Consider the following 14,236-nt stretch of genomic DNA (forward strand, 5'->3'; position numbering starts at 1 on the left):
TTTTTCTAGCTTCTTCCATTCTTATTTATATTTATTGGGATTAATATAATTTATCGTTAAATGTCTACATCTGGAAAGCTATGAACATACTACTACAGAATATCATTCTTTACTTTTTCATATCTACAAAGTTAGCATTTCTCACGAGAATTTTCTTATTTAAATCAACTTTTTCATTCTATTTAGGCTAAATTATACAACTACACACAATAATATGGAACACAACAATTTACCTATTACGACTTTTATATCATGCAAAAGTTGTACATTTGCGCAAGAATCAAAACACAGGAGGCTATGACTAAAAAAGATGCCATAAAAATATTCGAAGACAAAAAGATTCGTGCTGTATGGGACGATAAGAAGGAAGAGTGGTATTTCTCTATCGTAGATATCATAGCTGCGTTGACTGAAAGCAACAACCCTCAAACATATTGGCGTGTACTGAAAAAGAGACTATTAGACGAGGGAAACCAAAGCGTTACAAATTGTAACGCTTTGAAAATGCCTGCTGCAGATGGTAAAATGCGTCTGACTGACGTGGTCACAACAGAACAGTTATTCCGCCTCATTCAATCTATTCCATCGCCTAAAGCCGAACCATTCAAAATGTGGATGGCACAGATTGCAAAAGAACGCCTCGACGAAATGCAGGATCCCGAATTAACCATTGATAGGGCAATGATGGAGTATAAAGCACTAGGATATTCTGACAACTGGATAAACCAAAGATTGAAATCCATAGAAGTTCGAAAAGAGCTCACTGACGAATGGAAAAGAAACGGAATGCAAGAAGGTATTCAATTTGCAGCCCTAACAGACATCATATACCAAACATGGGCTGAAAAGTCTACGAAAGGATATAAGAAGTTCAAGGGATTAACAAAAGAAAATCTTCGCGATAACATGACAAATACCGAACTGATTCTCAACATGCTCGCAGAGGCAGCCACTACCGACTTGTCAAAAGAGAAAAATCCTTCCGGCTTTGTTGAAAACGCACAAGTAGCACACGAAGGGGGAAAAGTTGCAAAAGTTGCACGGGAGCAGCTAGAAAGCCAACTTGGGCATTCTGTCATCTCACCACTTAACGCAAAAAACATATTGCAGATTAATAATAAACCTGAAGAAGAAAACAAAAAAGAAGATAAGTAAACACACCAAAGTGTAGAATACAATAATAAAAAAGCCATACTCTCTGCAAGTACGGCCTTAAAGTACACCCGAAGGGAATCGAACCCTTATCTGAGGTACCGGAAACCTCCATTCTATCCATTGAACTACAGGTGCTTATACTTATTTTATCAAATTAGAAAAAACACCTTTGTTGCTTAAACAAGGAAGCCATTCTTTCTAAATGCGAGGACAAAAGTATAAAAAATCTTCTCATCTTCCTAATGATTCTCCTTTTTTTATAGTTCTTAAGGTACTTCCCTATATTAGGAGACTGTTATTTTGAAATGCTTTAGAGCATTTACTTTATCAAATTGACAATCTTTTAGAGAATATCCATTACATATATCAATTTTATTCCTATCTTTGCCGACAATTAACATTTAACAAACCTATGAGTTACTTGATAAAACCTAAGAACTATAAGCCGCTACTCGACCTCAAACAGACCGAGCTGGGAATCAAGCAAATAAAAGAGTTCTTCCAATTAAACTTGTCATCCGAACTGCGCCTTAGACGTGTGACTGCCCCTCTTTTCGTATTGAAAGGAATGGGTATCAATGATGATTTGAATGGAATAGAACGACCTGTTTCTTTCCCAATCAAAGATCTGGGCGATGCGCAAGCCGAAGTGGTTCATTCATTGGCTAAATGGAAAAGGTTGACCTTAGCTGACTATCACATCGAACCGGGATATGGTATTTATACGGATATGAATGCAATTCGGTCGGACGAAGAACTGGGCAATCTGCATTCTCTCTACGTAGACCAATGGGACTGGGAACGTGTCATCACCAATGAAGACCGGACTGTGAACTTCCTAAAGGAAATCGTCAACCGTATTTATGCGGCTATGATCCGTACAGAATATATGGTATATGAAATGTATCCGCAAATCAAACCTTGCCTGCCACAAAAGCTACATTTCATTCATTCAGAGGAATTGCGCCAGCTTTATCCGAACCTGGAACCTAAATGCCGCGAGCACGCCATCTGTCAGAAATACGGAGCTGTGTTTATCATAGGAATAGGCTGTCAACTTGGTGATGGCAAGAAGCACGACGGACGTGCACCAGACTACGATGACTACACTACCAAAGGGCTGAACGACCTGCCCGGACTGAATGGCGACCTTTTGCTGTGGGACGATGTTCTGCAACGCTCCATCGAATTGTCATCCATGGGAATCCGTGTAGATAAAGAAGCTTTGCAACGTCAGTTGAAAGAAGAAAAAGAAGAAAAAAGGCTGGAACTTTATTTCCACAAGCGATTGATGAATGACACTCTCCCGCTATCTATCGGAGGAGGTATCGGACAGTCCCGCTTGTGTATGTTCTACCTTCGCAAAGCTCACATCGGAGAAATACAAGCCAGTATCTGGCCCGAAGATATGCGCAAAGAATGTGAAGAACTTGATATACACCTTATATAATAGACTATGAACGTACAGATTGAAGAAAGCTGGAAAGCTCATTTAGAACCAGAATTCGACAAAGACTACTTTCGCACGCTGACCGATTTCGTCAAAAGCGAATATAGCCAGTATCAGATTTTCCCTCCGGGAAAACTGATCTTCAATGCTTTCAACCTTTGTCCTTTTAATAAAGTGAAAGTTGTGATTATAGGGCAGGATCCCTATCATGGGCCGGGACAAGCACATGGCCTTTGTTTCTCCGTAAACGATGGTGTGCCTTTCCCTCCTTCATTAGTAAACATATTCAAAGAAATTAAAGCCGACATCGGCACAGATGCCCCTGCTACGGGAAATCTGACTCGCTGGGCAGAACAGGGAGTATTGTTGCTCAACGCTACGCTGACCGTACGCGCTCACCAAGCTGGTTCACACCAGAACCGTGGCTGGGAAACATTTACTGACGCTGCAATCCGTGCCCTGGCAGAAGAAAAAGAAAACCTGGTATTTATCCTGTGGGGATCATACGCTCAAAAGAAAGGAGCGTTTATCAACCGTAACAAACACCTGGTACTCACTTCCGCCCATCCCTCTCCTCTTTCTGCTTACAACGGCTTCTTTGGAAACAAACATTTCAGCCGTACAAACGATTATCTAAAAGCACATGGAGAAACAGAAATCGCATGGTAGATAGATAAGAGTGAATAAAAAAACAATGAGCGGTGAACAAGATATGCATTTATATTGCATTAGTTGTTCACCGCTCATTGTTTTTCTTTTATGATCTATCGCTTACTCTTTTGTTATCGCTAAACATTCATTATCGTTTCCCCTTTAATACCACTGAATGTTACTTTGCGTCTGACTTCTCTGCTCATACTTCAAGTCTTGCAGAATACTTGCATTCGCACGGATTGTAACATTGTAATATTTCCAACGTCCGAAAGGAGAAAGACTGGCGGACAAGTTGAAACAGTGCAAGTCACGGGATATTGTACAAGAAGTCTGGGTAATCTCTTTAGCTTGAAAATCATAACCCGAGTTGAACGAGAGCGACCAGTTATTAGAAATCTTTATATTTCCGTTTGCATTGATATTATGCGTATACGTATAAGGATATCGCATGGAATAACGGTTGATAGGCTTCGTTCTATCTTCACGGATATTAAACGAATAGCTAAGGCTCAATGACCAAGGCATCTTAAATACCTGATAACCATCCGGGTCAGCCTGTGCTTTCTCTACTTTCTTAGGCGTAGTACCGTCTCCTTCCGTTCCATCGGATTCCTCATCATCGCTATCCTCCGACTTATTCTTATCTTTCCCTTTTTCATCCTCTTCTTTCGGACCGAACCATTTCTTCCATGTGTCATTATTGAAGGTATAGTTGAAAGAAGAACCATATCCCTGGAAACGTCCAAAACGACCATACGACCATTCTGTACGGTTACTGGTTACTACATTACCACTTTTATCGAACGTATAAGCATACGTAGCGAACGATGCGTTCATGTTGAATGTATAATTCTTAGTCAGTTTCAGACGTAGGTTCATGCTTAAATCACTCCAAGGCCTCTCTTTGGCAGCCATATTATAAGACATACTTGCTCCCAATTCATCAATCAGACTAACCTTTTTAAGCGTATCTTTCTTTGCATCATAATACTTCATCTCTAAGTTATTAGAAATAGAGAAACTGACTGTTCCCGATCCTTCCCGCGAAGGTACGCCATAAGGTTGACCGGTGAAAGGAGAATAATACTGCGTATTGCCATTATAATCGGTATATTCTTCCCAATACTTGCTGAATCCCGGAGCACCGCTAAGACTTACCTGAGGCGTAACTACGTGACGAATCTGTATCTCTTTCTTTTTAGCAAAAAGAGGTTTGTACATACCATATACTTTCGTACTCAAGCTCAAACTTGCCGAGTAATTGGATACCCGATAGAAACCGTTCAGTGTATCACCCGGCAATGCCTCCAACTTATGATCGACCTCATTATATTGCTGATTGATCTTACGAGTATACCAACGCTCTGTATAATTGACCGAAGGAGAAACCTGCAAATATTTGAATAACGTAAAAGTAGCACTGATAGGAATGTTATGATTCATCGCATTTTCCCATTCGCTTAGCCCGGCTTTAAACAGACGGTCGTCTTTTGTACGGATACTGTTTGTCAAACGTCCCGTATAGCTAATGGAAATCTTTTCGTACCAGCGTTCAGCTCCCGCCGCCTTCTTACGTTTGAACGGGAACAGACGGCTTAATGTGATATTCAAGTCAGGCAAAGTGACCGCAATAGAAGAGTCACGCATCGTCTGTGCGATATTGGTAGTTCCGGATAAGGTCAGACCGATATCAGGGAAACTACGAGAATAACTGATACTTGATGTTTTGGTATTTTGAGTCAACAACTGCGAATTATAAAGGTTGTTGATATTGGAACGTTCGTAACTACTGGTTGAGAAGTTTACACTAGCGGAGAATGTGCTGTTCGGACTGGCTTTAGCATCCTGGCGATGGTTCCATACTACCTTAAAGTCCTTAGCAACTGTATAGTCCGGCATACCTTTATCTCCTGTCTTGGTGACCTGATAGTCCGCTTGCAGCGTACCGGAATATTTATAGCGTTTATTATAGTTTGTCAATCCGGATAATCTCCATGAACCTTTCGTGAAGATATCACCCGTCAACTTCAAGTCCATGATGTCACTCATGGCAAAGTAATATCCTCCTTCTGCCAGACCGAAACCACGACTGGAGTCGTCCATATAAGTCGGCATAATGAAACCGGAAGAATAACTGCTGGAGAATGGGAAGAAAAAGAACGGTACGGCCAACGGCAAAGGCACATCTTCCACTACTAGATAAGCAGGTCCTGTCACCACATTCTTTTTAGGACGCACTTTAGCTCTCGTCAGCTGCATATAGAAGTGAGGATGGTCATGATGATCGCAGGTTGTATAACGCCCATGCTCCATGAAAATTTCATCATTAGCTCCTTTCTTCGCCTTGCTTCCGGTCACATATCCTTCTCCCTGCTGGGTGACGATATCGGTAATTCCCGCTTTCTTGGTTTTGAAATTATATCGGATGGTTTCCGTATCATAAGAGGTATCTCCTTCTTTAAATACCGGTTTACCTTTTTCCACCCCGGTAGTATCCTTGATACCGTAAGCATGCACAGTACTACTATCCAGATTCATCGAAATAACTTCCGCAGCGAGTTCGATGTTCTGATAATTAACTTTTCCGCTACCATAAAGTGTAGCAGCTCCTCCCAGAGTAAAGACAGTGGAGTCGTTGGATTCATAAACAACCGGTGCATCGAGTGGTTGTTTCTTCTTTACCGGTGCGATGGAATCAATGCGTACCGTTACCGTATCTGCTTTCAACGAATCATTTCCCTGAAGGGAATCCGTTTGTGCGGTATTGGAGGCAATCATTCCTCTTCTTCGACGCTGAGACGTAGCCTCATCGGGAAGCATCAGTAAGACAATCAGCAGTATGAATGATATAAGTATTTTTGCTTTCAATGGCGCCATTAACTAATAGTTTACGCTTGAAGTGGCAAAAGTACACAAACTTCACCAAATATGAGTTAGAATCTTCGTTATTTAATTATTTTTTAGTGCTATAAAAAGAGAGAACACCATCTATCAAAGCGGCTTAGGCCTTCTTCACCATATTTTGCAATACTTTTCCGTGCTTTCTCCACTGTTTTCTCTTCATCCAGATGGGTTTTAGAAAAGAATTTATCCGCAAAACAAATCAATTGCTCTTCCAAAGTGATGGGTAACATCTCACGATGAGGAACGGGAAGTTGCTGGGCGATGATATCTTCCAACGAGAGTCCGGCTCCGGTATGGCGTTCACACACCAATGCGTGTTGGGGGAAACCTTCCGCCCGCAAGATTTCTGCTCCCAAATATCCGTGAGCGATATAAGGATGGGGACCAAAACACTGAATAGTTGGAGCATCGGTCTGAAAAATACCAATATCATGCAACAGAGCAGCTTCTTTCACAAAGCTCCGGTTTAAACGTAGTTCGGGATGAGCATCCAGCATTTTCATTGCTTTTCCGGACACTGCCAAACTGTGTATTACTAATATTTGTCTCTGCTGCGTATTCTCCGGATAATATTTATCAATGATTTCGTATGGATTCATGTGCTTTATTTTTTGCTCTCTTGACGAGAAATTAATATTTTTGTGCAATATTACAAAAAAAATCACCGATATGCAAACTAGAGTTTTCTTCATTCTTATATTTCTGTTCATTATGCTGTTTCCAATGCGTGTAAACAGTCAAATTGTCACGGGAGCAGAACAGATGGATCAATACCTACCGCTGTTGAAAGGGAAACGCGTTGGAATGGTAGTCAACCATACTTCCATTGTGGGGGCAAAGCAAACTCATCTTCTCGACACCTTATTAAAAAGAAATGTTCAGGTCGTCAAAGTATTTGCCCCCGAACATGGCTTCCGAGGTAATGCAGATGCGGGTGAAACGGTGAAAAACGGAAAAGATTCCCGTACTGGTACTCCTATCGTTTCACTTTATGGCGACAACAAAAAACCGTCCGCTGCCCAGCTAAAAGATATTGATGTTATTTTGTTCGATATTCAGGATGTGGGAGCACGCTTTTATACCTATATAAGTACAATGTATTATGTAATGGAAGCTTGCGCAGAGAACAAGAAGGAAATGATTGTGCTGGATCGTCCCAATCCGTGCGATTATGTGGATGGCCCGATACTCAAACCGGGCTACAAGAGTTTTGTCGGCATGCTTCCCATTCCTGTACTTCACGGATGTACCATCGGCGAACTGGCACAGATGATAAACGGAGAAGAATGGATTGCCAACAAGAAAAATCCTTGTTCATTAAAGGTAATTCCAATGGTCGGGTGGAAACATGGAGAACCTTATTCACTTCCCATCAAACCGTCACCCAACCTCCCGAACGACCAGTCTATCCGATTGTACGCCTCACTCTGTCCTTTTGAAGCCACCCGTATCAGCGTGGGACGAGGAACAACTTTTCCTTTCCAGGTATTGGGCGCACCTAATAAGAAATACGGAAGTTTTACTTTTACTCCCCGCTCCTTACCCGGTTTTGACAAAAATCCGATGCACAAAGGTATCACCTGTTATGGGGAAGACCTCCGGAATGTAACCGATGTGAATGGCTTTACGCTTCTCTACTTCTTGAACTTTTATCGCTTATCCGATGAAAGCGCAGCCTTCTTCTCCCGTGCCCGATGGTTTGATTTGCTGATGGGTACTGACAGCGTACGCAAGGCTATCCTCAAAGGGGAATCGGAAGAGGCTATCCGGAATAGTTGGCAAAAGGAGTTACAGGATTACAAAGAGATTAGAAAAAAACATCTTCTCTATGAGTAAAAAACTAGTATCATACTCTCATTCATTTTTATAAACCACTTATAATTAAAAGAATAAGTATATTAGCAAAAAGAATGAGAGTTATGATAGTTATTTTCTACTCTAAGAACAATCAGTTAATAACACAATAATGAAAGATAAAACACAAAAAAGTTTCAGGGGAATAGTCCGGATATTACTTCTTGTTTTCTGTTATACCTTTGGTAGTCATGCTTTTGCATTGGCTTTAGAGCACGAACAAACAGTAGATATCTATAAAGTAACAGATGTCCCCAATCCGCGTAATGAAAGCTCTTCCAATTGGGTCAGCAATCCGAATCAGATATTGGATGAAAGTTATGTGTGGGAAATAAATAATATGTTGTCACAGTTAGAAGATTCATTGAGTATTGAAGTGACAGTTGTTGCACTCCCTTCTATCGGTGAAGATATTCCGGCAGAGTTTGCCCACAAGCTTTTTGAACACTGGGGCATCGGAAAGAAAGCGGACGACAACGGATTACTGATTCTTTTAGTGCTCGATCAACGTAAAGTCACTTTCGCAACCGGATACGGTTTGGAAGGAGTACTTCCCGACGCTTTATGCTTTCGCATTCAACAGAATGAAATGGTTCCGTGGTTTAGAAAAAACGACTTTGACAGAGGAATGACAGAGGGAGTCCGGGCTGTAACATTGGTGCTTTATGGAAGCGACTATGAGCCCGTTTCTCAAGGCACTTCTGATAATTACTGGAAAAGTGCCGGCAATACGTTGTGGAATTTTCTGGCAAATCAGCCGCCTATGCTTTGGGTATTCTTGATACTGGTAAATGTTATCACTTACCTCATGAAGGTAAATAAAGCTCGCCCCAAAGACAGTTCAGCATTAGCAGCAATCAAAGTCCTGACACTTTACAACCCACTTGGATGTCTTGTATTGTTTTTTCCAGTCTGGCCTGCACTTATTGCGGTATCCTTATGGTACAAGTTCTACCAAAAACAACGTGTTATTTTGCAGAGTAAAACCTGCGATTCTTGCAAAGCTGTGGCTTTACAACTTTTACCCAATGAGCTTGCAACCCCTTTATTATCTGCTTCCGAACAAATGGAACACAAACTAGGTTCTGCCATCCACCGTATTTATCAATGTACTTCCTGCGGCTGGCTTTTACGGTATAAATCTATCACCATAAGCGAATATAGGATGTGTAATCAATGCCATACCATTGCTTCCAAGCGTATCAGCCCGTGGAAAACAATTAAAGAGCCCACATATTCCGATGCCGGATTGGAGGTTGCCGACTCTCTTTGCCTGATGTGCGGAGATAAAAAGCAGACAACACAGAAGATTCCCCGCAAGACACCCCCCAATAGTGACAGTTCTAGTAATAGTCACAGCAGTAGTAGTGGCAGAAGCAGTAGTAGAAGTAGTAGCGGCAGTTTTGGTGGTGGACATAGCGGTGGCGGTGGAGCGTCAAGTAGTTTTTAAGATCAACTATCCATCCGAAGAAGTCGACTAACCAAATAAAGGACATGAAAACACATCTCACCTGAATATTTTCATAGAAAGATGGTTGTCCACTCCCTTATTCTAACTATTTTTGCATAGATAACCGAACATAAAAAAGTGAAATGAATATCGAAGAATTTAGAGAATACTGTCTTTCTTTTAAAGGTGTTCACGAGAAGATGCCTTTTCCCAATGTACCCGACCAATATAGCCGTGACGTTCTATGCTTTTATGTTGCGGACAAATGGTTTTGTTTCGTTAACATTGAGATTTTCGATTTTTGTTGCATCAAATGTAACCCTGACGAATCTGGAGAACTGCAAACTGAATATGCCGGTATAAAACCAGGCTGGCACATGAATAAGAAATATTGGATCAGCGTTTATTTCAATCAAGACGTATCTGATGATAAGATCAAAGAACTTGTAAGCAAATCCTATGATATTGTAGTCAAAAGTCTGACAAAGAAAGAACAGGTTTCTGTTTGAGATTGCAAAAAGTCCTCCAGTGCTTTCAAGTCTTTTATTTCAAATATTCTTTCCATCATTTTCATTTTCAGCTCCGATGTCTTGTGTTGGGGAATGTTTTACATTTTTCACAGCGTGCACTATTCAATTGCGCTCCCAGACAAGGATTTTTTTGCCGTGTATAGGTAGGACACCCACCACAAAACACGCCACATGCCGGGACACGACCATTATAAATTTTCATCATACAAGGCTTTTGGCCATCCAATAGTTAGTAAGAGACAGCTGATTAGCCCTGCGTTTTTGCTCTACTTCTACTATATACCCTCGCTTTTCAAAAAATGGACGGGCTGTTATACTCACTTCAGAGGTAATCCGCGTAATCCCGGCTGCGACGGCATAACGTTCTATCTCATTCAACAATAGTGTAGCAACACCTTTGCCCTGAAAATCCTTATGAATAAACATTGAATGCAAATAGCCCTGAGGTGTAATGGATGAAAAACCGACGATTTCAGATTGCCGATTAACAGCAACAATAAAATAGTGAGTTTTTATCATACCCTCTATTTTAGAAGGATCATCTCCGCACGATGCCCAATCTTCAACCTCGGCCTGTGAATAGTCACGCCTGTTTATCACTAACACTGTGTTTCGATATAGAGACTGAATTTCCTCTATATCCGTATTTAAAGCTATCCTTATAGTAATCATATAATCCCTAATTATTTACTATTTTACCTCTTTTTTTCGCATTTTCCACAACTGCCAGCTATTGATAATATTCTGCCACAACACATACGAACCCGGTGCAACGGAAGACAGCGGATTCAGATAGGTATGCGCCATCCAAATAGCCAGAATTGTATTCTTTTGTCCAAGTGCTTGCCCACCACTGATACGGTCATTATAAATCGAGCCGATTGTCTTCCCCAAAAAGAACTGCAAACAACAGGCAATCAGTGCTCCGACAGCAATCATGATTTCCGTAAAACCATCCGCCGGGTCATTGAGCAAAGAATACAATGTTTGCGCAGTTACGATAGCTAAAGATACAGCCCACAAATAAAAAGCAAGTTCATGATAACCCAATAACTTCTGATGTACTTTCGGCAAACACTTGCTCAACAACCAGGCAACCAAAAAAGGACAAATCAACAACGGAAATACCTTACCCAAAATAACAAGAAACGCCTCCCAAAAAGTGACATCAGGATGGACTTCCACCAAAGGAAAAAGAATGGGCACAGCAATAGCCGCTCCGATATTTGCTATCAATGTATAGGTAGTCAGACTGGCCGCACTCCCTCCCAACTTGGTAGTAATCACCGCAGCAGCCGTAGCCGTTGGACAAATAATGCAAACCATCACTCCTTCTGCTACAATTTTATCAAAGCGATAAAGCAACAGATAAGCAGCCAACGCTCCACCAATCTGAATCAATAACAACCACATATGAAGAGGTTTTGGCTTCAAATCACGAGGAGATACCTTACAGAAGGTCAATAGCAACATCGTAAAAATAAGATAAGGAGTCAGGAAAGAAAGACTGATAAACAGCGGATAACCTACAGCACCTACCAGCATAGCAATAGGTAATGTCCAATTCTTCAAAAACTTAAGCATCGTCGTACATTTTAACTTCGAAGCACAAAGTAACGGAGATTTAGGGAAAAAAGCTATCATTAAACCGAAAAAAACACAAAACTTAATGACAAATCATGAGTTTTCTACAAATTTCTACTACATTTGCACCGTATTATAGATATGAAACTGAATAGACCGTACATATTATACATATTTATTTGCCTCTGGCTACTTTTTCTACCCTCATGTACCAACCACTTATGGGGGAAGGATTTCGTAGTAGTTATTGACGCCGGACATGGTGGACATGATCCTGGTGCTATAGGCAAAATCTCGAAAGAGAAAAATATCAATTTGAACGTTGCCTTGAAAGTGGGGAATCTGATTAAAAGGAATTGCGATGACGTCAAAGTGATTTACACCCGTAGCAAAGATATATTCATCCCTTTGGACCGACGCGCAGAAATTGCGAACAACGCGAAGGCTGATCTCTTTATTTCCATTCACACCAACGCACTGGCTAACAACCGTACCGCAAAAGGTGCTTCAACCTGGACACTGGGTTTGGCCAAATCAGACGCTAATCTGGAAGTTGCCAAGCGAGAGAACTCCGTAATCCTCTACGAAAGCGACTATAAAACAAGATATGCCGGTTTCAACCCGAACTCTGCCGAGTCATATATTATATTTGAATTCATGCAAGATAAATATATGGAGCAGAGTGTACACCTGGCTTCGCTGATGCAGAAACAATTTCGCCAAACCTGTAAACGGGCAGACCGGGGAGTGCATCAAGCAGGATTCCTCGTCTTAAAAGCAAGTGCGATGCCAAGCATTCTAATAGAATTGGGATTTATTTCTACTCCGGAAGAAGAACGCTATCTGAATTCCGAAGAAGGGGCCGGAAGTATGGCCAAAGGTATTTACCGGGCTTTCCTGAATTACAAACGAGAACATGAGTTACGCCTTACGGGAGTCAGCAAAACGATTATCCCAACCGAGCAGGAAGAAGACAACGCCCCGGAAATTGCCCAAAAGGATACTGAAAGCATAAACACAGCTCCTCAACAGCAAGAATTACTAGCCGAAGCAAAAACCAAACCAACTGCAACAGCAAAAACAGCACCAAAGCGTCCAATTGTTGCAGAAAGCGCAACCAATGACAGTGAAATTACGTTTAAGATACAGATACTCACTGCTTCCAAACCTCTCGCCAAAAACGACAAACGGCTGAAAGGACTGAAAGACGTGGATTATTATAAGGAAGGGGGAATATACAAATACACGTATGGAGCCTCCACCGATTACAACAAAGTGTTGCGCACGAGGCGCACTATTACGGCTGAATTTAAGGATGCCTTCATCATCGCTTTCCGAAATGGAGAGAAAATGAACATCAATGAAGCGATTGCCGAATTCAAGAAAAGAAAAAATAAATAAAAAGATAAAATGAAGTACATTACAAAAGAAGTCAGAATAGGTATTGCAGGTATCGTTGCACTATGTGTGCTTATATATGGAATCAACTGGCTGAAAGGTATACACATGTTTCAGCCTTCCAGCTATTTCTATGCCAAATTTGAAAACGTAAACGGACTCACTAAATCAAGCCCGGTATTTGCCGACGGTGTCCGTGTAGGTATTGTACGTGACATCTATTATGATTATGTCAAACCCGGAAATGTGATTGTTGAAGTAGAACTGGACACTGAGTTGCGGATTCCTAAAGGAAGTACCGCCGAACTCGTATCCGAACTAATGGGAGGCGTACGTATGAATATTCTCCTGGCAAACAACCCACGTGAAAAATATGCCGTAGGAGATACGATCCCCGGCACACTAAACAACGGAATGATGGAAAGCGCAGCACAACTGATACCGAAAGTGGAAGAGATGCTGCCTAAGCTGGACTCTATCCTCATCTCCCTGAACAATATCTTAGGTGACAAGAGCATTCCTGCCACTCTGCACTCAATAGAAAAAACGACCGCCAACCTGGCAGTAGTCAGTTCACAAGTGAAAGGACTAATGAGTAACGATATTCCTCAACTCACAAGTAAACTGAATACCATCGGAGACAACTTTGTGGTCATCAGCGGAAATTTGAAAGAAATAGATTATGCAGCCACTTTCAAAAAAATAGACGAAACACTGGCTAACGTAAAAATACTTACAGAGAAATTAAACAGCAAAGATAACACGCTCGGTCTGCTCTTCAACGACCCGACTTTATACAATAATCTGAACGCTACAACAGAAAATGCAGCTAGCTTATTAGAGGACCTGAAAGAGCACCCGAAACGATACGTTCACTTCTCATTATTCGGCAAGAAAGATAAGTAGCAAAATCTTGTTATATAGATTTCATCTAAATAACAAGGGGCTTTCAAAAGAAAGTAGATTGCTCTTCAAATGTCTATCTATAAACCGAAATAATATTCCCGTACAAACGTACAAAGATGAGAAAAAACGCTAATTTTAAGTATATAAGACATTAATATACAGATACTTATAAAATCGCGAGAGAGGGTAAGCTGACTGTGTCCAACAACAAATGCATAAGTCATTGAAAGTAAACACATTATTGTTCGCATGAAAAAAACAAGAAAAAACAGATTTGTTTTTTCCGAATAAGATTCCCAATTTTGCAAACGTAGAAGTTTTGCTTAATTAATAAATGTATTAAAAGTTACT

The 14,236-nt window shown here is 41.0% G+C and carries 12 protein-coding genes and 1 tRNA gene; 8 read left to right on the plus strand and 5 right to left on the minus strand.

The genetic code is table 11. From position 1 onward, the window contains the following. Positions 1-297 precede the first annotated feature (297 nt). Positions 298-1,155 (plus strand): Bro-N domain-containing protein, encoded by an 858-nt coding sequence (locus H8796_RS25180; RefSeq protein WP_117934408.1) that lies wholly within the window; start codon positions 298-300, stop codon positions 1,153-1,155. A gap of 63 nt (positions 1,156-1,218) precedes the next feature. On the opposite strand, the gene H8796_RS25185 is transcribed toward H8796_RS25180, so the two are convergent. Beyond that, positions 1,219-1,290 (minus strand) — tRNA-Arg (locus tag H8796_RS25185). Positions 1,291-1,567: 277 nt separating this feature from the next. On the opposite strand from H8796_RS25185, the gene asnA reads away from it, so the two are divergent. Both asnA and H8796_RS25195 read left to right on the plus strand, forming a co-directional pair. Further along, entirely contained in the window at positions 1,568-2,605 is a 1,038-nt protein-coding gene (gene asnA / locus H8796_RS25190) for an aspartate--ammonia ligase (RefSeq protein ID WP_074559127.1), read from the plus strand. A 6-nt stretch (positions 2,606-2,611) separates the two neighbouring features. Next, positions 2,612-3,274 (plus strand): uracil-DNA glycosylase, encoded by a 663-nt coding sequence (locus tag H8796_RS25195; protein ID WP_117934231.1) that lies wholly within the window; start codon positions 2,612-2,614, stop codon positions 3,272-3,274. Positions 3,275-3,418: 144 nt separating this feature from the next. Here the strand turns inward: H8796_RS25195 and H8796_RS25200 are convergent, their stop codons facing one another. Both H8796_RS25200 and H8796_RS25205 read right to left on the minus strand, forming a co-directional pair. Then, entirely contained in the window at positions 3,419-6,136 is a 2,718-nt protein-coding gene (locus H8796_RS25200; protein ID WP_117934233.1) for a putative LPS assembly protein LptD, read from the minus strand. Positions 6,137-6,225: 89 nt separating this feature from the next. After that, positions 6,226-6,762 (minus strand): HDIG domain-containing metalloprotein, encoded by a 537-nt coding sequence (locus H8796_RS25205; RefSeq protein WP_008998896.1) that lies wholly within the window; start codon positions 6,760-6,762, stop codon positions 6,226-6,228. Positions 6,763-6,832: 70 nt separating this feature from the next. Here H8796_RS25205 and H8796_RS25210 point away from each other — a divergent pair, with 70 nt between their 5' ends. From H8796_RS25210 to H8796_RS25220, 3 genes are all read left to right on the plus strand, one after another. Then, complete coding sequence (locus tag H8796_RS25210; RefSeq protein ID WP_117934410.1) at positions 6,833-7,999, plus strand: exo-beta-N-acetylmuramidase NamZ domain-containing protein; 1,167 nt, start codon at positions 6,833-6,835, stop codon at positions 7,997-7,999. Positions 8,000-8,129: 130 nt separating this feature from the next. Then, the gene (locus tag H8796_RS25215; RefSeq protein WP_117934235.1) at positions 8,130-9,467 is read left to right on the plus strand and encodes a YgcG family protein; all 1,338 of its coding nucleotides are present in this window, start codon (positions 8,130-8,132) and stop codon (positions 9,465-9,467) included. Between the two features lie 143 nt (positions 9,468-9,610). Further along, the gene (locus H8796_RS25220; protein ID WP_117934237.1) at positions 9,611-9,976 is read left to right on the plus strand and encodes an MmcQ/YjbR family DNA-binding protein; all 366 of its coding nucleotides are present in this window, start codon (positions 9,611-9,613) and stop codon (positions 9,974-9,976) included. A gap of 222 nt (positions 9,977-10,198) precedes the next feature. On the opposite strand, the gene H8796_RS25225 is transcribed toward H8796_RS25220, so the two are convergent. Together H8796_RS25225 and H8796_RS25230 are read right to left on the minus strand one after the other, a co-directional pair. Next, positions 10,199-10,669 carry a GNAT family N-acetyltransferase gene (locus H8796_RS25225; RefSeq protein ID WP_004312343.1) on the minus strand — a complete coding sequence of 157 codons (471 nt, stop codon included), beginning with the start codon at positions 10,667-10,669 and terminating at the stop codon, positions 10,199-10,201. A gap of 18 nt (positions 10,670-10,687) precedes the next feature. Further along, the gene (locus tag H8796_RS25230) at positions 10,688-11,641 is read right to left on the minus strand and encodes a transporter (protein WP_083852305.1); all 954 of its coding nucleotides are present in this window, start codon (positions 11,639-11,641) and stop codon (positions 10,688-10,690) included. Positions 11,642-11,722: 81 nt separating this feature from the next. Between H8796_RS25230 and H8796_RS25235 the strand changes: the two genes are divergently transcribed. Both H8796_RS25235 and H8796_RS25240 read left to right on the plus strand, forming a co-directional pair. Beyond that, positions 11,723-12,982: an N-acetylmuramoyl-L-alanine amidase gene (locus H8796_RS25235; RefSeq protein WP_117934239.1), complete on the plus strand. Its 1,260-nt coding sequence runs from the start codon at positions 11,723-11,725 to the stop codon at positions 12,980-12,982. A gap of 9 nt (positions 12,983-12,991) precedes the next feature. After that, the gene (locus H8796_RS25240; protein WP_008998901.1) at positions 12,992-13,885 is read left to right on the plus strand and encodes an MlaD family protein; all 894 of its coding nucleotides are present in this window, start codon (positions 12,992-12,994) and stop codon (positions 13,883-13,885) included. The last annotated feature ends 351 nt before the right edge of the window (positions 13,886-14,236 follow it).

It is taken from the genome of Bacteroides sp. M10 (genome assembly GCF_014334015.1).
Classification (GTDB): Bacteria; Bacteroidota; Bacteroidia; order Bacteroidales; family Bacteroidaceae; genus Bacteroides; species Bacteroides intestinigallinarum.

Coding starts and splice junctions, on each gene's coding strand:
- H8796_RS25180 (WP_117934408.1), top strand. CDS start 298: ATGACTAAAAAAGATGCCATAAAAATATTCGAAGACAAAAAGATTCGT.
- asnA (WP_074559127.1), top strand. CDS start 1,568: ATGAGTTACTTGATAAAACCTAAGAACTATAAGCCGCTACTCGACCTC.
- H8796_RS25195 (WP_117934231.1), top strand. CDS start 2,612: ATGAACGTACAGATTGAAGAAAGCTGGAAAGCTCATTTAGAACCAGAA.
- H8796_RS25200 (WP_117934233.1), bottom strand. CDS start 6,136: ATGGCGCCATTGAAAGCAAAAATACTTATATCATTCATACTGCTGATT.
- H8796_RS25205 (WP_008998896.1), bottom strand. CDS start 6,762: ATGAATCCATACGAAATCATTGATAAATATTATCCGGAGAATACGCAG.
- H8796_RS25210 (WP_117934410.1), top strand. CDS start 6,833: ATGCAAACTAGAGTTTTCTTCATTCTTATATTTCTGTTCATTATGCTG.
- H8796_RS25215 (WP_117934235.1), top strand. CDS start 8,130: ATGAAAGATAAAACACAAAAAAGTTTCAGGGGAATAGTCCGGATATTA.
- H8796_RS25220 (WP_117934237.1), top strand. CDS start 9,611: ATGAATATCGAAGAATTTAGAGAATACTGTCTTTCTTTTAAAGGTGTT.
- H8796_RS25225 (WP_004312343.1), bottom strand. CDS start 10,669: ATGATTACTATAAGGATAGCTTTAAATACGGATATAGAGGAAATTCAG.
- H8796_RS25230 (WP_083852305.1), bottom strand. CDS start 11,641: ATGATAGCTTTTTTCCCTAAATCTCCGTTACTTTGTGCTTCGAAGTTA.
- H8796_RS25235 (WP_117934239.1), top strand. CDS start 11,723: ATGAAACTGAATAGACCGTACATATTATACATATTTATTTGCCTCTGG.
- H8796_RS25240 (WP_008998901.1), top strand. CDS start 12,992: ATGAAGTACATTACAAAAGAAGTCAGAATAGGTATTGCAGGTATCGTT.